Below are 24,186 nucleotides of genomic sequence, written 5' to 3' on the forward strand. Positions count from 1 at the left end.
GGTAGGCGGCAAGAGAGTGCATCCCAGGAGCTTACTTGAGTAAGTGACTGGGGTAAGTGAAAGCAGCCAACACCCCTGCAGCTTGAAGTATGACGAGCTCATACAGGAGAGTGGTCATGCTCGCTCAACTCACCATCAGCAATTTCGCTATCGTTCGTGAACTTGAAATAGACTTTCATCACGGGATGACGGCCATTACCGGGGAAACCGGTGCCGGTAAATCTATTGCCATAGATGCGCTGGGCCTGTGCCTGGGCGGTCGCGCGGAAGCGGACATGGTGCGTTCTGGTGCAAATCGCGCGGATCTCTGCGCCCGCTTTTCCCTGAAAGACACCCCGGCTGCGCTACGCTGGCTGGAAAAAAACCAGCTGGAAGACGGCAGCGAATGCCTGCTTCGCCGCGTGATCAACAGCGATGGCCGCTCCCGGGGCTTTATCAACGGTACCGCCGTGCCCCTTTCCCAACTGCGCGATCTCGGTCAGCTGCTTATCCAGATTCATGGGCAGCACGCCCACCAGCTGTTGCTCAAGCCCGAGCATCAAAAAACGCTTCTGGACGGCTATGCCGGTGAGCAGGCGCTGATTCAACAAATGGCAGAACGCTACCGCGAATGGCACCAAAGCTGCCGTACTCTGGCGCAGCATCAGCAACTGGCTCAGGAGCGTTCAGCCAAAGCCGAACTGCTTCACTACCAGCTCAAAGAGCTGAATGAGTTTTCTCCCGTTGCCGGTGAATTCGAACTGATTGATGAAGAGTACAAGCGCCTCGCCAACAGCGGCCAACTGCTATCCACCAGCCAGCAGGCGCTGGACGTGCTGGCCGACGGGGAAGAAAACAATCTACAAAGTCAGCTGTATACCGTGCGCCACCTCATGGGTGAACTGGTGGGCATGGATAACAAGCTCTCTAGCGTACTGGATATGCTGGAAGAAGCCGCCATTCAGATTTCCGAAGCCAGCGACGAACTACGCCATTACTGCGATCGTCTGGATTTGGATCCAAACCGTCTTTATGAACTGGAACAGCGTATTTCTCGCCAGATCTCTCTGGCCCGTAAGCACCACATCACGCCTGAAGAGCTACCCGCTTTCCACCAGAAGTTGCTGGATGAACAGCAGTTACTGGATGAGCAAACCGGGTCGTTGGAAGAGTTGCTGCAGGCCGTTGCCCAACATCATCAGCAGGCGCTTGCCGTGGCACTGGCGCTTCACCAAAGCCGGGCCAAACATGCCAATGAACTGTGCCAGTTGATTACGGAAAGCATGCATTCGCTCTCCATGCCGCACGGCAAGCTCGCCATTGACGTCGAATTTAACGAAAACCACCTCACCGCCGAAGGCGCCGACCGCATTGATTTCCGCGTCAGCACCAACCCAGGGCAGCCGCTGCAGCCGCTGGCAAAAGTGGCCTCAGGCGGCGAGCTTTCTCGCATCGCGCTGGCGATTCAGGTGATCACCGCCCGTAAAATGGAAACACCGGCGCTGATCTTCGATGAAGTCGACGTGGGGATCAGTGGTCCCACAGCTGCGGTAGTGGGTAAGCTGTTACGTCAGCTAGGCGAATCTACCCAGGTGATGTGTGTCACCCACCTGCCGCAGGTTGCCGGCTGCGGCCACCATCACTTCTTCGTCAGCAAAGAAACCGACGGGGAAATGACCGAAACCCATATGCAGCCGTTGGATAAACGTTCTCGCCTACAGGAGCTTGCTCGTCTTCTCGGCGGCAGTGAAGTGACGCGCAACACGCTGGCCAATGCCAAAGAGCTGCTGGCCGCCTGAGGCTTTACAATGCACGGTGTATCCAGCGCCGTGCATTGTGCAAAAAACATACACCCCACTCGCTAATCCGACTTTCTGCCACCTTTTCAACCAACTTTTTTATGCTCCCACTGTCAGAGTTGAGCGCCTTGAGGTTTTAAACTGCTTAAAGGTCTATTATCATCGGCATAATACGAATGAGCCACGCACTACTCCGGCCCGAAAAGGAATCAAATCACTATGCGTTGTAAAATGCTGACTGCTGCCGCAGCGGTTCTTCTGATGTTGACCGCAGGCTGTTCCACTCTGGAGCGAGTGGTTTACCGCCCAGACATCAACCAAGGTAACTATCTGGCACCTAATGATGTGTCCAAACTCCGCGTGGGCATGACCCAACAACAGGTGGCCTACACCCTCGGGACGCCAATGATGTCCGATCCGTTCGGCACCAATACCTGGTTCTATGTCTTCCGCCAGCAGCCGGGCCACGAGAACGTGACTCAGCAGACGCTAACCCTGACCTTTAACAGCAGCGGCGTGCTGACCAACATCGACAACAAACCGGCCCTGACCAAAGGGGAATAAGGCTGGCTCGATGCATAAAAAAAGGTGCCTGAGGCACCTTTTTTTGTCACTTTCACGCAGGATTATTTCTGGGCAGAACGTTCCGCACGCTGGCGGCGCAGCTCTTTCGGGTCAGCAATCAGCGGCCGGTAAATCTCAACCCGATCGCCGTCATTCACTTTATCCCCCAGCTTTACCGGGCGGCTGTATACACCAACTTTGTTTTTCGCCAGATCGATATCGTCACGAAGCTCAAGCAAACCTGAGGCGACAATCGCCTGCTCAACCGTGCTGCCTTCCTCAAGCTTCACCTGGCGCAGGTACTGTTTTTGCGGCAGGGCATAAACCACCTCAACCTGAATCTCACGCGACACGGTAAACCTCTTTGGCGCGGGTAGTAAATGCCTGAACCATGTTTCCAGCCAGCTCTTTAAAGATACGACCAAAGGCCAGCTCAATCAGCTTATTGGTAAATTCGAAATCAAGCTGGAACTCAATCCGGCAGGCATCTTCGCTAAGCGGCGTGAACTTCCAGCCCCCCATCAGCTTTTTGAAGGGGCCATCCACCAGATGCATCAGGATACTCTGATTGTCGGTCAGGGTATTTCGGGTAGTAAAGGTTTTGCTGATCCCGGCTTTTGAAACGTCGACTGCCGCCGTCATCTGATTAGCCGATGCGTCAATTACCCGGCTACCGGTGCAGCCAGGTAAAAATTCCGGGTACGAATTCACGTCGTTCACTAACTGGTACATCTGCTCGGCGCTGTAGGGCACCAAAGCAGTACGGCTAATCTGCGGCATAACAATTCCTGGGAGTCATAAATCGGACAAATAATAACATTTATCACCGCGCAAACAAAAACTCTCTGCCGCTCATGCTAAGATAAGCGCTTCCTCCTCGCGCAGGCTGCGGGGTGTCTTTGAACTCCTGGATTACATATACTGAGCAGCACTATGACAAAGAAAAAAGCACACAAACCAGGCTCAGCCACCATTGCGCTAAACAAGCGTGCCCGCCACGAATACTTTATCGAAGATGAGATTGAAGCGGGCCTCGCGCTGCAAGGCTGGGAAGTAAAATCATTACGTGCCGGGAAGGCAAACATCGGTGACAGCTACGTTATCTTTAAAGATGGCGAGGCCTATCTGTTTGGCGCTAACTTCACGCCGCTGACCGTCGCCTCCAGCCACGTAGTTTGCGACCCGACGCGCACCCGTAAACTGCTGTTGAACAAGCGCGAGCTCGATAACCTCTTCGGCAGCGTCAGCCGCGACGGCTACACCGTCATTGCCCTGTCCCTCTACTGGAAGAACGCCTGGTGCAAAGTAAAAATCGGCGTAGCGAAAGGTAAGAAGCAGCATGATAAGCGCACTGATGCGAAAGATCGCGAGTGGGCAGTAGATAAAGCCCGTATCATGAAAAACGCGGGGCGTTAAGCCGATTCTCGTTATTCATCTCTCCGCTGGCTCTTCGTCTGAAGAGCCAGTATAAAAAAATCACATGTTTCTTAAATTATCAGCTATTATTGCGCGGTCAGATAAGGAAGCTTTTAAATTAATTAAGCGACGCTAAATAATATATACTATCTCCCTTCATTATTATCATTCTTACTGAAAGCCATAAACGCAAAGATATATAATATTCCCTCCTCTCCTCCCCCTCTTTACACGCCTCACAAAATAGATAATTTTTTCCAAATTTTTCTGCTTTACAAAAGAAAACACCCCACCAGAAAAGGCACTACACCCCGATCAGTTACATGTATCATCTTACCTAAAACCTCAGTTTAACCAGGGCAATGCAAAACTCCCGCCAAAACTTATCTCAAATCTTTCAACACGATAAGAATAGTAGTAGCCAACCGGCAGCCAGGGAACTGTCTTCAGCCGTTTGGGTGAGCCCGTTACGTTCACTGATACTTTAGAGTGACTTACATAATGTTAAATATGGCTTAAGTTGCGCTTTCATTTTTTCCTGTCTATATCATCAATAGTCTCAATTTAATAAACGACGAGCCTATGACCCTGAGAATTAACTAATTTCGATTCCGCACCGGAAACGCCCTATTTATTAATAATCACTGTCATCAATTTTTTGATACAGCCCTTTTTTCGCCTATTCATCGCGAAGGGCCTCTTGCACTTAAAATTTTTGCTTTCGGTAATCAAGACATTACGCCGGGCAATTGACTACCACCACGTTCATCGCGAATGGAGTGATAACAATGCGTTCAATTTCAATTATCTCTAAATTAACCGGCGTAAAAAATAACGTCGAAGCCTCTGAAATCACCTTAAAAGGTCCTTCAATTGTCGAGCTGAAAATTGAACGTGAAGAAGTCGCCAGCTTCACTCGTTCGGGCCAGGACCTGGTTATAAAACTCCATTCCGGCGAAACCATTACCATCAAAAACTACTACGCTTTTGCCGACCAGGGTGGCAACCAACTCGTTCTGGAAGGCCATGACGGCGTGCTTTGGTGGGTTCAGGATCCAGAAACCGCAGCTCACTATGAGCAAATTGCCAATATTGACGCGATCATGACCGCTACCGGCGCACATGCCGAAGGCGGCGCAATATGGCCTTGGGTGCTGGGTGGTCTGGCCGTTGCCGCGGGCGGCGCCATTGCGGCAGCCTCAAGCGGCGGCGGCGGGCACTCTGACAGCGGCACCAACCCCGGCAACCCGGGCAGACCGGACGTAACGCCGCCTCCGGCGCCTACGGGTCTTGTCATCTCAGCAGACGGGAAAACCATTACCGGTAACGCCGAGGCAGGCAGTACGGTAACCATCAAAGACGCTAACGGGAACGTAGTCGGCACCGGCATCGCCGGCAGCGACGGCAATTTCACCGTGACGTTAACTTCCCCGCAAGTTAACGGGGGCACCCTGACCGCCACCGCGACAGATCCGTCCGGCAACACCGGGCCTGGGACCAACATCACCGCCCCAAATATCCCGTTACCCGATGAACCACACATAACCAACATCGTCAATGACACCCCGGGCACCGGCGGAAATATTAATAACAACGCTTCAACCAACGACAATACCCCGACGCTGAACGGTACTGGCCAGGCCGGATCGACGGTTCATATTTACGATAACGGGGTGCAGATTGGCACCGTTGTGGTAGGCGCTAACGGGACCTGGAGCTTTACCCCAGGCACGCCTCTGGCAGACGGCGCCCATGTGTTCACCGCTATCGCAACCAATGATAGAGGCGAAAGCGCCACCTCTCCGGCCTATACCATCACCATTGATACCGTGCCACCGGCGGCGGCTACCGATCTGGCAGTGAGTGCGGATGGCGACACCCTGACGGGACATGCCGAAGCTGGCTCCACAGTCACGGTGAAGGATGCCAATGGGAACGTGATTGGAACCGGCACGGCAGGCATGGACGGTAGCTTTACCATTCCCCTGACCACGCCGCAGATTACCGGCGGCACGCTGACCGTCACTGCAACCGACTCTGCCGGTAACACCGGGCCGGGCGCCACGATTACCGCGCCAAACATTCCGCTGCCGGAAGAACCGAGCATCACCAGTGTCATCAACGACAATCCAAATGCGCCTGACGGCGGCAACGTAGGCAATAACTCACCGACCAACGACAATACCCCCACGCTGAACGGCACCGGCCAGGCTGGCACGACCATTCACATCTACGATAACGGGGTACAGATTGGGACGGTCGTGGTAGGCACCGGCGGGACCTGGAGCTTTACCCCAGGCAGCGCGCTGGCCGACGGCGCCCATGTATTCACTGCCACGGCGAGTAACGAAAGGGGCGAAACCGCCCCATCACCGGCGTATACCGTCACCATTGACACTGCCCCTCCAGGGCCGGCCTCCGGGCTGACCGTCAGTCCGGATGGTGAAACGCTTACCGGACATGCAGAAGCCGGTAGCACAATAACCATTAAAGATCCGAACGGCGTAGTCGTCGGGACAGGGACGACCGATAGCAACGGCAATATCAATATTACCCTGACAACGCCACAGGTAGACGGCGAAACGTTAACCGTCGTCGTCACCGACCCGGCGGGCAACAACAGCCCACCGGCCAACGTTACGGCACCTGACGTGCTGCCACCTGTATTACCGGCGATCACCGGCGTCCTCGACGATGTGGCCCCCGTCACGGGCAACGTGGGGAATAATCAGGCAACCAACGACACAACCCCAACCGTGCAGGGGACAGGCCAGCCCGGCGATACCATCCATATTTTCGCGAACGGGACCGAGATTGGTACCGTGAAAGTTGGACTGGACAGCACATGGAGCTTCACCCCACAGACCCCGCTGGGTGAAGGCAGCTACACCTTTACCGCTTCGGCCTCTAACGTCAGAGGCGACAGTGGAACCTCGGTCAGCTATACCATTACGATTGATACCACCCCGCCGCTAGCTCCTACAGGTCTGGCCATTAGCGCGGACGGGGCTACGTTAACGGGGAATGCCGAGCACGGCAGTACGGTGACCATCAAAGACGCCAGCGGCAACGTCATTGGGACCGGCACCGCCGACCCTGTGAGCGGGGCATTCACCGTTACCCTGACCACCCCGCAGCTTGATGGCGGCCAGGTAAGCGTAGTGGCCAGCGATTCTGCGGGTAACGTAGGGCCGGCAGGCACTACCACCGCGCCGTTCTTCCCGCTCCCGACCGTTCCGGTTATCACCGAAATACTGGATAACGTCCCGCCCATAGTGGGCCCCGTACAAAATAACCAACCCACCAATGACCAAACCCCGACGCTGCAGGGCACGGGCGTGGCCGGTGAGACCATTCATATCTTTGATAATGGGATTGAGATAGGTACCACCCTCGTCCTGCCGGGCGGCAACTGGAGCTTCACCCCGGTTTCCATCTTACCTGATGGCCCGCACAGCTTTACCGCCACCGCCTCTAACATTCGCGGCGACAGCGGCAGTTCCGGCTCCTTTACCGTCATTGTGGATACCATCGTCAATCCGCCGGTGCTTGATCAAATCCTGGATACCGTCGGGTCTATCACCGGCCCAATCGGCAACAACGGTATCACCGATGATAACAAACCGGCCTTCAGCGGCACCGGTGAAGCCGGCAGTACGTTAACCATCTTTGATAATGGTCTACCCATTGGGCAGGTCACCGTCGGGAATGACGGTAACTGGACCTTTACTCCGACTGTAGCGCTGGCTGATGGCCCTCACGCCATAACGCTGCAGCAGACCGATCCTGCGGGCAACGTCAGTACGGTCACCGTCGGGCCGACCTTCACCGTCGATACCATTCCGCCGATTGCCGTCACCATTGACAACGTTAGCCTGGACGGGACGACCATCACCGGGACCGGCGAAGCGGGTGACACCGTCAAAGTTGTCGGCCCGAATGGCGTAGTGCTGGGCACCGCGCAAATTGACCAAACCGGGAACTTCACACTGACCCTGAACCCGGCTCAAACCCATGGGGGAACGTTAACCGCTCAGGTGCAGGATGCCGCGGGTAACGTCGGGCCGGATACCACCTTCCCGGCATCAAACTCCGGTTTCCCAACCGTGCCAGTTCTGGTTTCAGTGACTGACGATGTCGGCCCTATTCAAGGCCCGCTGACCAATGGTCAGGCCACGGACGACTCCCGCCCAACGCTGAGCGGTACTGCCGAGCCGGGCACAACCAGCATCACTATTTTTGATAACAATATTCCCCTTGGCATCGTGACACCGGACGCCAGCGGCAACTGGTCATTTACGCCCCTGGCTCCACTGCCTGATGGCCCACATTCCTTCACCTTCAGCGCAACGAATGCCAACGGCACCAGCGCCATTTCCACCCCGTTTGGCGTGGTGGTGGATACGACCCCACCGGGGCTGCCGACCGGCCTGACCGTTTCCAACGACGGCACAACGCTTACCGGGACGGCCGAAGCCAACAGCAAAGTGACCATCACCAACGCCAGCGGGACCGTACTCGGTACTGCGACAGCGGACGGGACGGGTCACTTCAGCGTGACGCTCAATCCGGCTCAGCTTAACGGCGAAATACTGACCGCGAAAGCCACTGATGCGGCAGGCAATACCGGTCTGGGCACGAGTATCCCTGCCCCCGATCATACCGCCCCTAACCCACCCACCGGGCTTGCCGTTAGCGCAGACGGCCTGCACGTGACCGGTACCGCAGAACCAAACAGCACGGTGACCGTCTGGGACGGTAACGGCAATGTCATTGGTACAGGCATCGCCAGCGGCACCGGCACATTTGATATTTCTCCACTCGTGCCACCGCAGCTTAACGGCGAGACGCTGATGGTTACCGCCACGGATGCCGCCAATAACACCAGCTCGCCTGCGGCCGTTATCGCTCAGGATCATACGCCACCTGCGCTGCCGACTAACCTCACCTTCAATGAAGATGGCTCGATACTGACCGGTAAAGCCGAGGCCGGCAGTACCGTAAAAGTGACTGATGCTCTGGGGAATCCATTGGGTCAGGCCGTTGCCGGGCCGGACGGCAGCTTTACTATCACCCTGACCACGCCACAGGCCAACGGTCAGCATCTGGAAGTCAACGCCACGGATGCGGCAGGGAATATTGGCCAGAATGCGCCGATCACTGCCCCGGACATTACACCGCCGAACATCCCAATCATTGGCTCCGTGATCGACAATGTGCCTGAGCATACCGGCGGCCTGAATAACGGCGACCTGACTAACGACGATAAACCGACGATCTCCGGTACGGCTGAGGCTAACTCAACCGTGAAGATCTACGACAACGGCACGCTGATTGGTACCGTCAATGCGGACGGCACCGGAGCATGGACATTTACGCCGGGCACCTCTATCGGCCAAGGCTTGCATAGCCTGACGGTGACCGCCACCGATGCCGCGGGCAACACTAGCCAGCCGAGCGCCGCCTTCAACATTAACGTGGATTCCATCGCCCCGACTGCACCGACGATTACCCAGGTGTATGACGATGTAGGTGTCGTGACAGGGCCGGTCAGTAATAACGGCGCGACCAACGACCCAACGCCAACCCTAAGCGGCAGCGGGGAACCGGGGTCCACCATCACAGTTTACGATGGCCTGAACGTGCTGGGGACCACCACCGTGAACAACAACGGGACCTGGACATTTACACCAACCACGCCGCTGCTGGAAGGGCCTCACACCTTTACCGTCACGGCTTCTGATGCCGCAGGAAACGTTACCGCGCCTTCCGCGCCGTGGAACATTGAGCTGATCACAACCCTGCCAACCGCGCCGACTATCGGCGAAATAGTGGATAACGTTAACCCGGATACTGGCCCGATCTTGCCTGGCGGCTCAACCAACGACCCTCAACCCGTTATTAATGGGACAGCAGGCGCTAATGCAGTCGTAAAAATTTATGACGGCACAACGCTTATCGGCACCGTCACGGCGAACGGCAGCGGCGCATGGACATTCCAGCCAACTCAGCCACTGAGCGAAGGCTCGCATACCCTTAATGTTTACGTAACGGATGCGGCCGGAAACACCAGCTCTGCCACAACCCAGATTGTGGTTATCGACACCACCCCACCAGGCGCCCCTTCCATTGATGGCGCGCTAGGGAACGTCGCTAACGCACCAGCGACTCTGGTGAACGGGGGGAGTACTCAAAGTACCGAGCCAGTGTTCTCCGGGAAAGGTGAGATAGGAGCCACTATCACGCTGTACGCCGACGGCGGCACAACGCCAATTGGCACGGCAATCGTAGACGGCAGCGGGAACTGGACGATTACCCCAACCGCCCCATTGGGCAGTGGAACACACGTCTTCACGACCACGGCAACGGACGCAGCCGGGAACGTCGGGGTACCGTCATCCGGATTTACGCTGTCGGTTTACGCGACTCCGCCAGTCACACCTTCAGCTCCGACGGTGACCGATAATGTGCCTCCGGTAGTGGGCGCCGTCATACCTGGCGGCAGCACTAACGACACGACCCCAACCTTTAGCGGTACAGGCGTCGCGGGTTCCACCATCAACATCTATAACAACGGCAATCAGCTAATCGGCACCACGACCGTGCGTTCCGACGGCACGTGGAGCGTTGATCCTTCTACTCCGCTGGGCGAAGCCACCTACAATATTACCGTTCAGGTTACCGATCCGGCGGGTAACATCAGCCTGCCATCAGCACCGATCGCAATAACGGTAGACACCACGCCGCCGGGTGCTCCGGTCATCGGGTCTGCGGATGACGGCGTAGGTCCGGTAACGGGTCCAATCACCAACGGCATTACCGATGATCCAAAACCGGTGTTCCACGGTACCGGGGAAATCGGCGCCACTGTCACACTGTATAACGGCAGCACGGCGATAGGTTCTGCCGTGGTGGACGGGTTAGGTAACTGGACTATTACGCCGAATATCGCCCTGAATAACGGCCTGAATACCATCACGGCAGTACAAACCGACAAAGCGGGTAACGTCGGCTCACCTTCAGTTGATTACGACCTCACCGTCGATACCGTGCCGCTTACTGCGCCGGTCGTCGTGGAGATCATTGATAATGTCGGCCCTATCCAGACGCCGCTGGTCAACGGCAGCTTCACGGACGACACAACACCAACCTTTACCGGCACAGGAAAAGTCGGCAGTACGGTAACGCTGTACGACACCAATGGCACGACTATCCTGGGCACAGGCGTTGTTGGCGCCAACGGCACATGGAGTATCACTACCTCCGTGCTGCCGGAAGGCGCGCACAGTATTACGGTCAAAGCAGTGGATGACGTGGGTAACAGCGTTGGGCCTTCTGCGCCAATTGTGATCAACGTCGATACGACTCCGCCAGGGGTGCCTTTCGTTCTCCCGATAACCGATCCGACAGGTACGTTAGTGGCCGGGACCGCTGAGCCTGGTGCCACGGTTATCATCAAAGACGCCGGGGGTAACATACTCGGTACAGGCGTGGCGGCACCAATCACCGGGGCCTGGACCGTTACGCTCTCTCCAGCTCAAACCACCGGTGCGACCCTGACGGCTATTGCTCAGGACCCGGCGGGTAACCAAAGTGCGGGCGTGAACTTTACCGCAACCACCTCCGTCCTGCCGCATCCACCCACTATCGATCTGGTGGACGATAACGTAGGGCCAATCACCGGTAACGTCGGCAACGGCAAATCGACCGATGATACTTTACCTACCCTGAGTGGTTCAGGTGCCGCTGCGGGCGGCGTCGTGCATATTTACATCGATGGCGCGCTGTTTACGTCCGTGCCCGTCGGCGCAGGCGGCACATGGACGTACCAGCTCACTACGCCGCTGCCTCAGGGGACGCATACCTTCGCGGTCAGCCAGACCGTAGGACTTGAGACCAGCGGCCTGTCAGCGCCTTACACCATTATTGTCGATACCACGCCACCGCCGCAGCCGATTATCGTCTCCGTCGTGGATGCGGTGGCGGGCGGCGTAGTCGGGCCGTTGACCAATGGCCAGGCCACCAACGATCCTAAACCAACGCTGAGCGGCACCGCCGAAGCGGGCTCTACGGTGAACATTCTCGATAACGGCGCCATTATCGGCACCGTCACCGCTAACGCCCTTGGCATCTGGAGCTTTACGCCAACGACCAGTTTGGGTGAAGGCCCGCACACCCTGACCGTGACGGCGACAGACGCCGCCGGCAACGTCAGCGTGCCGTCCACCAACTTTGTCGTCAATGTGGATACCCTGCCACCGGCAACCCCTGTCGTGGTGGCGGTCACCAATGACATCACCTCGCAGCCAATTACCTCCGGCCAGCCAACCAACGACAATACCCCGACCTTCAGCGGGACTGCCGAAGCAGGCACTACCCTGACCTTCAAGGACGGGAATGTCATCATCGGTACCGTCACGGTACCGGTGGGTGGAAACTGGACCTTTACCCCTACGGTGCCGCTGCTGGACGGCAGCCATAACATCACCGTCATTTCTACGGATGCCGCGGGCAACGTCAGCGGCCCAACCGCCGGGTTCAACGTGGTGGTGGATACCGTGCCGCCGATTGTGCCAATTATCCTTTCGGTGGTAGACGATCAGACCCAGCCTGGCTCTAATCTGCCGCTGATCAACGGCCAGTTGACCAAGGACACCCAGCCAACCCTGAGCGGCACGGCGGAAGCCAATGCCACCATCACGGTGAAAGACGGCAATACCGTGCTGGGTACAACTCAGGCGGACGGTCTGGGCAACTGGACATTCACCCCAACCGCGCCGCTGGGCCAGGGCACACATACCCTGAATGTTACGGCGACCGATGCCGCAGGGAACGTCAGTAATGCGGCCTCGTTTGGCGTGAATATTGACTCTGTCGCACCGACCCCGCCGGTAATCGTGACCGTGCTGGACAACACCGCCCCGGTACTGGGGCCAATCACCAACGGCCAGGCCACCAACGAAACCCGCCCTTCCCTGAGCGGGACGGCGGAAGCCGGTGCCATTATTAAGGTTTACAGCGACGGTAACCTGATCGGCACCACCCTTGCCAACGGGTCTGGCGCATGGAGCCTGACGCCGGTGGCGGCACTCGGCAGCGGCGCGCATACGTTAACCGTGACCGCGACCGACGCGGCGGGCAACGTCAGCAATCCGTCGAATGGCTTCTCGCTGACCGTCGACACCGTGGCACCAAACGCCCCTGTGATTAGCACCGTTACGGATGCGGTAGGCCCAATTGTCGGCGGCCTGAGCAATGGCCAGGTCACCGATGATACTCGCCCAACCCTGACCGGTACTGCCGAGGGTAACGCCACCGTGAGTGTGTACGACAACGGCGTTCTGCTTGGCACCGCGCAGGCAGATCCGGGCGGAGCATGGACCTTCAGACCATCAACACCGTTGATTAACGGCGGCCATGCGTTGACCGTGACCGCGACAGATGCCGCGGGCAACGTCAGCCTGCCGTCAACACCGTTTAACGTGGTGGTGGACACCATTGCGCCTACCCAGCCGATTGTGGTTCAGGCCTTCGATGACGTTGGCCCGGTACAGGGTCCGCTGGTCAGCGGCTCAACCACAGACGATACGCAACCGGCGCTTAGCGGCACGGCAGAAGCTAACTCCACCATTAATATCTACGATAATGGCAACCTGATTGGCACTGTCACAACCACTGCGCTGGGTGCCTGGAGCTTCACGCCGGGTACCGCGCTGCCTCTCGGCCAGCACGTCTTCACCGTCACCGCGACCGATGCGGCAGGCAACACCAGCGTACCTTCGGCTGGCTTTACCCTGACCCTCGCCAGCGGCGTGTCGAATACGCCGGTGCTGACCTCGGTGGTGGACGACGTCGCCGGTGGCACGGTCGGGCCATTAACCAGTGGCCAGGCGACTAACGATCCGCGCCCAACCCTGAACGGGACAGCAGATGCCAACAGCACCATCAAGATTTACGATGGTGGTAACCTGATTGGCACCGTGACGGCGAACGCCCTTGGCATTTGGGTCTTTACCCCGCCGACCGCGCTGGCAAACGGCTCGCATACCTTTACCATCACCGCGACCAACGGTGCGGGCGTAGTCAGTAGCCCAACGGCAGGCTTCAGCATCGTGGTGGATACCGTGGCGCCTAACCAGCCTGCGATAACCTCTGTGGTGGATGATGTCGGCCCGATCACTGGCCCGGTAGGCAACAACCAGCCAACGGACGATACGCGCCCAACCCTGAACGGAACCGCCGAAGCCAACGCCACGGTCAATATCTTTGATAACGGCGTGCTGCTGGGTACCACAACGGCAAACGGCAGCGGCGTCTGGACGTTCACGCCAACGCTGCCTCTGCTTCAGGGCAACCACTCGTTCACCGTCACCGCAACGGATGCGGCGGGTAACGTCAGCGTTCCGTCCGTACCGGCCGGCATTATTGTCGATACCGTCCCGCCGCTGGCGCCAACAGGTCTGACGGTCAACGCCACCGGTACCGTGGTGACTGGCATTGCAGAAGCTAACAGCAAAGTGACCGTTACCTCGGCGACGGGCACCGTTCTGGGTACGGCTCAGGCTGACGGCAACGGGAACTTCAGCATTACGCTCTCCCCTGCGCAAACCAGCGCCCAGCCGCTGCTGGCCTTCGCTCAGGATGCCGCCGGGAACATCGGTGTTTCCGCCAGCTTCACCGCACCGTTTACCGGCGTGCCGGGGCTGCCGGTGATCACCAGCATCGTGGACGATGTCCTGCCGAAAACCGGCGTCGTGGGTAACGGCCAGAGCACCAACGACACTCGCCCAACGATCAACGGGACCGCCGAAGCCAACGCCACCGTCAAGATCTACGACAACGGTGCCTTGCTGGGAACAGTTACAGCCAACGCGAGCGGCGTCTGGACGTTTACCCCAACCGGCGCGCTGGGTGATGGCGTGCATGCCTTTACCGCCACGGCAACTAACGCCAACGGGACGGGCGGCGCCTCTCTGCCGACCTCGGTTATCGTCGATACTATTCCACCGCTGATCCCAACCGGGGTTATCAGCGCCGACGGTTCGACGATCACAGGCGTCGCGGAAGCTAACAGCACTGTGACCATTACGCTGCCGGGCGGGATCACCGTCACCGGCACGGCGAATGCGTCCGGCGCGTTCAGCATCACGCTGCCGACTCGTCAGATTGAAGGGCAGTCTCTGTCGATCTCTGCCGCGGACGCGGCCGGGAACGTCTCACCGTCGCTCTCAATTACCGCGCCGATCCTGCCGCTTTCGGCGAGCAGTAACGTGATTGATATGGCGCTAACCTCTAATGCAACTATCACCACCGAGCACTACAGCGGCTACGGCACCCTGCTGATTGGCGCACTGGGGAGCGTGGGGTCGGTGCTGGGCAGCAATACCGCCCAGGTCGGCTTCACTATCGGCAGCGGGGCAACCGGGCATATTACCATCAACGCTGCCGCCACCGGAGTGGTGCTGTCGCTGCTGAATACGCTGGAAATCGCCATTCAGAAATATGACGCGGCCACTAACTCCTGGACGACGGTTGTCGATTCGTCTCTGCCACAGTTCCTGAACCTGCTGACCCTGGGGGCAACGGGCGTGACCCTGAACCTTGACGGGCTGGGCGAAGGGCAATACCGCGTCCTCGGCTATAACACCAGCCTGTTGGCCGTCGGGGCAACCACGAACCTTGCGGTGACCGTCGAGGAAACCGGCCCTGGCGTTGTCAGCGGTGCCACCACCTCCACCGGGAACGTGATTACTGATCCAGGTCCTGGCGGGGCGGTGGATAACGCCCCTGCCGGTACGGTAGTGACCTCCGTCACCGATGCCAACGGCGTCAGCCACACCGTAGGCGCAGGCGGGCTGGATCTTCAGGGGAAATACGGCACCCTGCATATCAACCAGGACGGCAGCTACACCTACACCCTAACCAACACCTCGGCGGCAGTACTGGGCCGGACGGAGAACTTTACCTACACCATTACCCACAATGGCGTCAGCGATTCTGCCCAGCTGATTGTCACCCTGGGTAACGGCGCCCCGGCCAGCACGGTCACCGCCACGGATAACACCGGATCGCTGACCTTCGGCACCGATGTTGCTGCCGTTGACCACGGGGCTTCGCAGCAAACGGGTCTGTCGGTGCTGAGCGTGGGTCTGGGGAACGTGGTTAACCTCAACCTGCTGGCTAACATGAGCAACCCGATTCTGTTTGATGTCGCGGATGGATCGACTCGCACCATGACGCTGCAGGCCAGCGTCGGCGGGGTGGCGCTGCTCTCCACGTTTGACCTGTACATCTACAAGTTCAACGCGGCCACTCAGCAGTACGAGCAGTTCCAGGTGCAGAAAACCTGGCTGACGGCTCCGCTGCTAGGGGGTTCGTCAGGCCAGTTGACCGTGACGTTGGGCGGCGGGGACTACCTGTTCCTGCTGATGAACGCGAGCGGCGTCTCGCTGCTGACCAGCTACACGCTGAATATCCTGCAGGATCACACCTACGCGGTCGACAGCCTGGCAGCGTCAACCACCGGGAACGTGATGCAGGATGATATCGCCCCGGCAGGCAGTCTGCTGACGGCGGTGAACGGTGTATCTGTCTCGGCAACCGGCACCACCACTATCGTCGGCAAGTTCGGGACACTGACCATTGATGCCCAGGGCAACTACACCTATACGCTGAAAGCCGGTCAGGGGGCCGATGGCATCAATACGCCAGACAGCTTCGTGTACACCGTCACCGCGCCAAACGGTGATACCGGTACCGCGTCGCTGAACATCACCGCCACACCGCACACCGTGGATGCCGTGAACGACATCAGCTCGATTATGGCTATCACGTCGACGCAAAACACTGCGGCTTACGCGAGTGCCAACGTCGGTTCGGCGACCTGGACCACTGCGCTACTGGCCTCTACTCACGGCAACGGCAGCGGCACCTTTACCATTGCGGATAACACCGTGCTGAGCGGTGCCGCCCTGGTGTTCAAAGTGGCTTCCGGCCTGGCACTGGGTGGACTGTCCGTCACCTGGACGCTGAGTGACGGGCAGGGTCATACCTACACCGGTACCTTTAGTGGTGGCGTACTGCTGGGCGGCATAGCCACCATTCCGGTCACGGACCTGCATTCGGGCACCTGGACGCTGAGCTATGTTGGCAACATGGGGCCGCTAAGCGTGGGCAACATTACTGTCACGCCTACGGTTACCGGGACCTCGAACCTGCTGGATAGCTTCACGGCGCAAAGTACCGTCGTACACGGCAACCTGTACGACGGCACCGACTCCGCCGGTGCGGCTGACCAGCTTGGTAGCGTGCATACGCTGATGACGATCACCGGCGCCAACGGCAGCACGGCTACGTTGAACCCGATGACCAACAGCGACGCGGTGGCAACGATTCAGGGCCAGTACGGCACGCTGACCATCGGCATCGGCGGGAACTATACCTACACCCTGAACCCGGGCGTATCGCCGGGCTCCATCACCAACAAAGAGGTCTTCACCTACACCCTGAACGATCAGAACGGGCATTCGGACAGCGCTACGCTGACCATCAACATGAATCCGCAGATCGTCAGTACCGCCTACGGGGACATCATCAACGGTTCGTCGGCCTATGCCGATACGCTGGTGTACCACGTCCTTGCCGGCGGGGCGAACGACGGCACGGGCGGTAACGGGTCGGATGTCTGGAAGAACTTCTCGCTCACACAGGGCGACCAGATCAACATCCACGACCTGCTGGTCGGCTGGAACGGGCAGACCTCAACGCTGGGTAACTACCTGAGCGTGGCTACCGTCGGCAACAACACGGTCATCTCCATCGACCGTGACGGCACCGCCGGCGCATTCCACTCAACCACTCTTGTCACTTTGGAGAACGTGCACACCACACTCGATGAGCTGATCCAGAACAACCACATTGTTGCCTGATAGTTGTAGCGAAAAATCCCCGGGCGCACAGACGCCCGGGGAATAAGACAAAAACGCAGTGCCATTTATTAGGGAAAAAATATGGGAAAATTACAGCCTGTTGCGTTATGGCTGGCTTGCGGTCTGTTTTCACTCCAGGCCTCGGCCGACGACACGCCCGTTTCTATTACGACTCAGGGTCTGGCTCAACAACAAGAGCTACCCTCACTCGACGGCCCAACCGCCCTCCCGCTCAATGCCCCTGCGCCCGGAATCTTAACGCTTAACGACGCGGTCAACCGCTCTGTCACCTGGCATCCCAGTATTCGTGAAGCTATCGGCAAACTTTACGGCCAGTCCGAACAGATCAACGTCGCCAAATCTAAGTACTACCCGCAGATCAGCGCCGGGATGAACAACGGCTACACCAACACCTACACCAACAGCGGCTATAGCCCGTCGCTGGTGCTTTCTCTGTCCCAGATGCTCTATGACTTCGGCAAAGTCGCCAGCCAGGTCCGCGCCGAAACCGCAGGGGAAGCCCAGGCCCAGGCCAACGTGCTGGTGAGCATTGACACCGTCGGGCACGACACCGCCTCGGCGATGGTACAGGTGCAGCTCTGGCAGCAAATGGTCGACATCGCCAAAGAACAGCTTGACGCGCTGACCGCCATTGGCCGCCTGACTCAGGAGCGGAACGACCAGGGCGCAACCTCGATGTCCGACGTGGTGCAAACCGACGCACGTATCGAATCCGCCCGCTCGCAGCTGATCCAGTACGAATCCAACCTCGACAGTACCCAGGCGACGCTAATGAGCCAGCTTGGCTGGACGAGCCTCAACAAAATCAGCCCGGATTTCCCGCAGAAGCTGAATAACAGCTGCAATGTGGCGAAACCGGACGACCGCCTGGTGCCTGCCGTGCTCGCAGCCTGGGCGCAGGCTAACGTGGCGCAGGCCAACCTGGATTACGCCAACGCCCAGATGACACCGACCATCTCGCTGGAGCCGTCCGTACAGCACTACCTGAACAACAACTACTCCGGCAGCGAAGTCCTCAACCGCACGCAATACTCGGCGTATATCCGCGTCGAAATGCCGATCTACCAGGGCGGTGGCCTGACGGCGCGCCGCAACGCCGCCAGCCACGCGGTGGAAGCGGCGCAGTCCGGTATCGACCGGGTTCGCCTGGACGTGCGCCAGAAGCTGCTGGAATCCCGCAGCCAGGCCATTAGCCTGGCCACCGCGCTTCAGGTGCTGCAGCGCCAGGAACAACTGAGCGCCCGCACCCGCGAACTCTACCAACAGCAGTATCTCGACCTGGGCTCCCGCCCGCTGCTGGACGTGCTCAACGCCGAGCAGGAAGTCTTCCAGGCGCGCTTCGCCCAACAACAAACGCTGAGCCAGCTCCATCAACTGCAGCTTAACTGCCTGTACAACACCGGCAAATTACGCACCGCATTTGGTCTGGAACACCGCAACATCCAGTCCCTGGAGATTCAGCCATGAGCCAGACAGCCTCTCCCGCCGGGGAGTTTTTAAGCGAACAGGCCCTGACCCAATGGGCACACGCCATCAGTCACGTCGCCGGGCACTACCGCGTGGTTTGCTCGCCCGGCACCATTCAGGCCAACGCCCCGTGGTTCAAGGACAAAACCAAAGTCGCCGCGCTGACCCAACTTTCACGCCAGGCCGGGCTTTCCTTCCACCTGCTCGGCAACACCGAAAAAGCGATATCCCAGTGGCGGCTGCCGGTGGTGGTGGACTTAGCCAACGGCCAGATCGCGGTGATCGAGCAGTTTGACGGCGAAGACACCGTGGATATCTGCTACTTCGACGACGAACGCCACACCAACCGCCAGTCGCTCAGCAAGCTGCTGCCGGAGATCCGCTTTGTGGCCGCCCTGCGCCCGCTCTCGGCACTGAAAGACAGCCGCGTCGACGCCTATATCTCACGCTTCAGCCCGGACTGGATGAAAGAGCTGATCATGTTGGATATTCGCCCGTACGGCCCGGTGATGCTGGCGGCGTTTTGGGTGAACGTGCTGTCGCTGGCCGGGATCCTGTTCTCGATGCAGGTGTACGACCGGGTGATCCCCGCCCAGTCGTACCCGACGCTCTACGTGCTGGCGACCGGGGTGCTGATCGCCGTGGTCTTCGGCTTCATTCTGAAGGTCACGCGCAGCAACATCATGGACGTGCTGGGCAAGCGGGCGGACATGCGCATTTCGGATCGCGTATTCAGCCACGCCCTGCGGCTGCGCAACAGCGCCGTGCCCCGCTCAACCGGCAGCTTTATTTCTCAGCTGCGCGAGCTGGAGCAGATCCGCGAGATGATCACCTCCTCGACCATCTCCACGATCGTCGATCTGCCGTTCTTTATCTTGTTCGTTGGGGTGCTGGCGATCATCGCGCCGCAGCTGGCGTGGATCGCCCCGGTCGCCGCCATCGTGATGGTGCTGCCGGGCCTGCTGTTGCAGAAAAAGCTCGCCACGCTGGCCAACCAGGCCGCCCACGAATCCACCCTGCGCAACGCCGTGCTGGTGGAAAGCGTGCAGGGGCTGGAGGACATCAAGCTGATGCAGGCGGAGAACCGCTTCCTCCAGCAGTGGAACAGCTACATCCGCATCACCGCCGAGTCCGGCCTGAAAACCCGAGAGCTCACGCAGGGCTTAATCAGCTGGGGGATCACCATTCAGAGCCTGGTCTTTGTGGTGGTGGTGCTGTTCGGCGCGCCGCTGGTGATTGAAGGTGAAATGACCACCGGGGCGATGGTCGCCGCCTCCATGCTGGCCTCAAGGATGATTGCCCCGATGGCCAACCTGTGCGGCGTGCTCGCCCGCTGGCAGCAGGTCAAAGCCGCCAAACAGGGGCTGGACAGCATTATGCAGCTGCCGGTAGAAACCCAGCGCGATGAAAACCTCATCCACAAGGACATCCTCCACGGCCACTACCTGTTTGAAAGCGCCCAGTTCAAATACCACAGCGAAGATCCGCGCATTCCGCTGCGTATTGCCCGCCTTGAGATCCAGCGCGGCGAGCGCATTGCCGTGCTCGGGCGCAACGGCGCGGGCAAATCCACGCTGCTGCAGGCGCTTGCCGGCGGGGTCGATCTCGCCAGCGGCGAAGCCCGGCTCGACGATCTCGCGATGTCGCAAATCGACATGGCGGATCTGCGCCGCAACATCGGCTTCCTGAGCCAGAACGCACGGCTGTTCTACGGCACGCTGCGGGAAAACCTCACCCTCGGTGCCCCGCACGCCAGCGACGAAGCTATCTTCGAGGCGCTGGACGTGAGCGGCGCGAGCAACTTTGTGAAGCACCTGCCCAAAGGCCTGGATCACCCAATCATGGAAGGCGGCAGCGGGCTTTCCGGCGGGCAGCGGCAATCGATCCTGCTGGCGCGGATGCTGCTGCGCTCGCCCAACATCGTGCTGCTCGACGAGCCCACCGCCTCGCTGGACGACCACACCGAACGCGAATTTATTCAGCGGCTGAACCAGTGGCTCGGCCACCGCACGCTGGTCGTCGCCACCCACCGCGTGCCGGTGCTCGAACTGGTTGAACGCGTGCTGGTGCTGAAAGACGGCCAGCTGGTAATGGATGCACCGAAGGCGCAGGCGCTCGGCGCCGCAAGACCGGCACAGGCTCAGGCTCCGGCCGCCGCCCAGACACCACCGCGGGAGTGGAACAATGAAAACCAGTCAGCATGACGTCACCATGGATGACCCGGACATCCAGCGCGAAAGCGAATTTTCCGGGGCGAGCCGCATTATCCTGCTCATAACCCTGCTGTTTGCTCTGTTCGGCATCTGGGCGTGGTTCGGCACGCTGGACGAAGTCTCCACCGGCACCGGGAAAGTGGTGCCGAGTTCCCGCGAGCAGATTTTGCAGTCGCTGGACGGCGGGATAGTCACCGAGCTGCTGGTGCACGAGGGCGATAAAGTACAGGCCGGGCAAATCGTCGCCCGCCTGGACCCGACCCGCTCCGAGTCCAACGTCGGCGAAAGCACGGCGCGCTATCGCGCCTCTCTGGCCTCCAGCGCCAGGCTTTACGCGGAAGTGAACGACCAGCCGCTGAAGTTCCCGGACTCGCTCAAAGCATTCCCGGATCTCCTCGCCTCCGAAACCCGGCTGTATAAAACCCGCCGGGCGCAGCTGAACGACTCCGAAGCCGAGCTCCGGGACGCGCTGACCTCGGTTAACAAAGAGCTGGATATCACCCAGCGGCTGGTGAAAAGCGGCGCGGCAAGCCACGTGGAAGTGCTGCGCCTGCAGCGGCAGAAGAGCGACCTGGGCCTCAGAATAACCGACCTCCGCTCGCAGTATTACGTGCAGGCGCGCGAGGCGCTGTCGAAGGCCAATGCCGAAGTGGACATGCTGGACGCCATCATCAAAGGCCGTGAGGATTCGGTGAACCGCATGACCGTGCGCTCCCCGGTGCGCGGCATCGTGAAGAACATTCAGGTCACCACCATCGGCGGCGTTATTCCGCCGAACGGCGAGATGATGGAGATTGTGCCGGTGGACGATCACCTGCTGATTGAGGCGCGGCTCTCCCCGCGAGACATCGCCTTTATCCACCCCGGCCAGCGCGCACTGGTGAAAATCACCGCCTACGATTACGCCATTTACGGCGGGCTGGAAGGCACCGTGGAAACCATCTCCCCGGACACCATTCAGGACAAGGTGAAGCCGGAAATCGTCTACTACCGGGTGTTTATCCGCACCAATCAGGACTACCTGGTGAACAAAGTCGGCCACCATTTCTCCATCTCACCGGGGATGGTGGCCACCGTGGACATTAAAACCGGGCAGAAAACCATCGTTGAGTACCTGATTAAGCCGTTCAACCGCGCCCGCGAGGCGCTGCGTGAACGTTAATTGACCGCCTATCCCGCTGGTGCTGAAGGAATTTTGTACGAATGGCACTCAGCGGGATTTCTCTTTAGACGGCTGGTCACACACGTAATAAATCTGTTATACTCGCCGGTACACATTGGGGCTGATTCTGGATTCGACGGGATTTGCGAAACCCAAGGTGCATGCCGAGGGGCGGTTGGCCTCGTAAAAAGCCGCAAAAAAATAGTCGCAAACGACGAAAACTACGCTTTAGCAGCTTAATAACCTGCTCTGAGCCCTCTCTCCCTAGCTTCCGCTCTTAAGACGGGGATCAAAGAGAGGTCAAACCCAAAAGAGATCGTGTGGATGCCTTGCCTGGGGTTGAAGCATTAAAACTAATCAGGATAGTTTGGTAATGGCGTGTCTGTCCGCAGTTGCCCGGCGAATGTAAAGACTGACTAAGCATGTAGTACCGAGGATGTAGAAATTTCGGACGCGGGTTCAACTCCCGCCAGCTCCACCACTTTTTAGTAAAATGACGTCTACTCAAGTCTACTAAGGCCGCATTCCACAAGGGTTTGCGGCCTTTTTCATGTCCAGTGAAGTCTACTGAGAATTGCTAGAAACCACTCCTTATGGCCCCCTCCTATTATCCCTCGTCGATGAGGGAGTAAAAACGAGGGAGCAAAAATGCCGAAGGTAGCAACAAAACTCACTGACACAGAGATCAAAAAGGCCAAGCCCACAGAGAAAGAGTTCACGCTATGGGATGGAGATGGCTTGTTCCTGCGTATCAAACCAAGTGGCAAAAAAATCTGGCACCTCGGCTATACCGTTCCTTTAACCAAGAAACGGGCCAAAATGAGTCTTGGGTTCTATCCCTACCTGACACTTGCTCAAGCAAGAGCGCTACGGGATGAATACCTCTCTTTGCTTGCACAGGGTATCGATCCCCAATCCCACAATGAGCAAAAAGCTCAAGCGTTCAAAGATGCCACTGAACACACATTCCAAACAGTGGCGAAAAAGTGGCTTGATGAAAAAATTAAAACATCAGGCATATCGCAAGATCATGCTAAGGATATCTGGCGTAGCCTTGAACGAAACATCTTTCCAACTTTGGGGGATATTCCTATTAAAGAGATCCGCCCTAAGATGTTGAAACAACATCTTGACCCTATCGAGCAAAGAGGTGTTCTTGAAACTCTACGCCGTATAATTTCCCGACTGAACGAAATTTTCCGTTATGCGGCCACAGAAGAGCTTATTGAGTTCAACCCTGCAGATAACCTCACAAAGCGTTTCAGCAAGCCAAAGAAGCAAAACATGCCAGCCCTCCCCCCCAGCGAGTTACCAAGGTTCATAGTGGCTTTAGCAAACGCATCTATACGCTTAGAAACACGCCTGCTAATTGAATGGCAACTTCTTACATGGGTTCGTCCCGGAGAGGCTGTCCGTGCTCGTTGGACTGACATCGACGAAGAGAACCGATTCTGGAACATCCCCGCTGAGTTCATGAAGATGAAACGGCCCCACAAGGTTCCATTGAGTAAGGAAGTGTAAGCACACCCGTTTTAGTTCCACGCACTTTTTGAGATTTCCGGGTTTTCAGCCATCAGCCGGTACTCTTCTGGCGTCAGGTTATTCAGGGATTCATGGGGCCGCTCACTGTTATATAC

Annotated in this window: 9 protein-coding genes, 1 other RNA gene and 2 pseudogenes; 9 read left to right on the top strand and 3 right to left on the bottom strand. The window is 58.3% G+C overall.

Annotated elements, in window-relative coordinates:
* Positions 1 to 116 precede the first annotated feature (116 nt).
* The gene (recN, locus tag ACR6JA_RS21600; RefSeq protein WP_494494402.1) at positions 117 to 1,778 is read left to right on the top strand and encodes a DNA repair protein RecN; all 1,662 of its coding nucleotides are present in this window, start codon (positions 117 to 119) and stop codon (positions 1,776 to 1,778) included.
* A 219-nt stretch (positions 1,779 to 1,997) separates the two neighbouring features.
* Entirely contained in the window at positions 1,998 to 2,342 is a 345-nt protein-coding gene (gene bamE, locus ACR6JA_RS21605) for an outer membrane protein assembly factor BamE (RefSeq protein ID WP_008458182.1), read from the top strand.
* 62 nt (positions 2,343 to 2,404) lie between these two features.
* Here the strand turns inward: bamE and ACR6JA_RS21610 are convergent, their stop codons facing one another.
* Positions 2,405 to 2,695 (bottom strand): RnfH family protein, encoded by a 291-nt coding sequence (locus tag ACR6JA_RS21610; RefSeq protein ID WP_039297419.1) that lies wholly within the window; start codon positions 2,693 to 2,695, stop codon positions 2,405 to 2,407.
* Positions 2,685 to 3,122, bottom strand: a complete 438-nt coding sequence (locus ACR6JA_RS21615) for a type II toxin-antitoxin system RatA family toxin (protein ID WP_039297422.1) — start codon at positions 3,120 to 3,122, stop codon at positions 2,685 to 2,687. Before ACR6JA_RS21615 ends, ACR6JA_RS21610 begins: the two co-directional genes overlap by 11 nt.
* Positions 3,123 to 3,275: 153 nt before the next feature.
* Here ACR6JA_RS21615 and smpB point away from each other — a divergent pair, with 153 nt between their 5' ends.
* The 7 genes and pseudogenes from smpB to ACR6JA_RS21650 form a co-directional block, all read left to right on the top strand.
* Positions 3,276 to 3,758: an SsrA-binding protein SmpB gene (smpB, locus tag ACR6JA_RS21620; RefSeq protein WP_085542304.1), complete on the top strand. Its 483-nt coding sequence runs from the start codon at positions 3,276 to 3,278 to the stop codon at positions 3,756 to 3,758.
* Positions 3,759 to 4,546: 788 nt separating this feature from the next.
* On the top strand, positions 4,547 to 17,686 hold the full coding sequence (locus ACR6JA_RS21625) for a BapA/Bap/LapF family large adhesin (protein ID WP_494494401.1): 13,140 nt from the start codon (positions 4,547 to 4,549) through the stop codon (positions 17,684 to 17,686).
* A gap of 81 nt (positions 17,687 to 17,767) precedes the next feature.
* The gene (locus ACR6JA_RS21630; protein ID WP_494494400.1) at positions 17,768 to 19,174 is read left to right on the top strand and encodes a TolC family outer membrane protein; all 1,407 of its coding nucleotides are present in this window, start codon (positions 17,768 to 17,770) and stop codon (positions 19,172 to 19,174) included.
* Complete coding sequence (locus ACR6JA_RS21635; RefSeq protein ID WP_172744978.1) at positions 19,171 to 21,378, top strand: type I secretion system permease/ATPase; 2,208 nt, start codon at positions 19,171 to 19,173, stop codon at positions 21,376 to 21,378. Before ACR6JA_RS21630 ends, ACR6JA_RS21635 begins: the two co-directional genes overlap by 4 nt.
* Before the next feature lie 7 nt (positions 21,379 to 21,385).
* On the top strand, positions 21,386 to 22,549 hold the full coding sequence (locus tag ACR6JA_RS21640; RefSeq protein ID WP_494494408.1) for an HlyD family type I secretion periplasmic adaptor subunit: 1,164 nt from the start codon (positions 21,386 to 21,388) through the stop codon (positions 22,547 to 22,549).
* Positions 22,550 to 22,666: 117 nt separating this feature from the next.
* Positions 22,667 to 23,030: a transfer-messenger RNA gene (ssrA, locus tag ACR6JA_RS21645) on the top strand.
* Between the two features lie 167 nt (positions 23,031 to 23,197).
* Positions 23,198 to 24,064, top strand: a pseudogene (locus ACR6JA_RS21650) (integrase arm-type DNA-binding domain-containing protein); the annotation flags it as partial.
* 17 nt (positions 24,065 to 24,081) lie between these two features.
* On the opposite strand, the pseudogene ACR6JA_RS21655 reads toward ACR6JA_RS21650, so the two are convergent.
* Positions 24,082 to 24,186: pseudogene (locus ACR6JA_RS21655) on the bottom strand (integrase); the annotation flags it as partial.

This window comes from Cedecea sp. B1(4) (genome assembly GCF_059414925.1).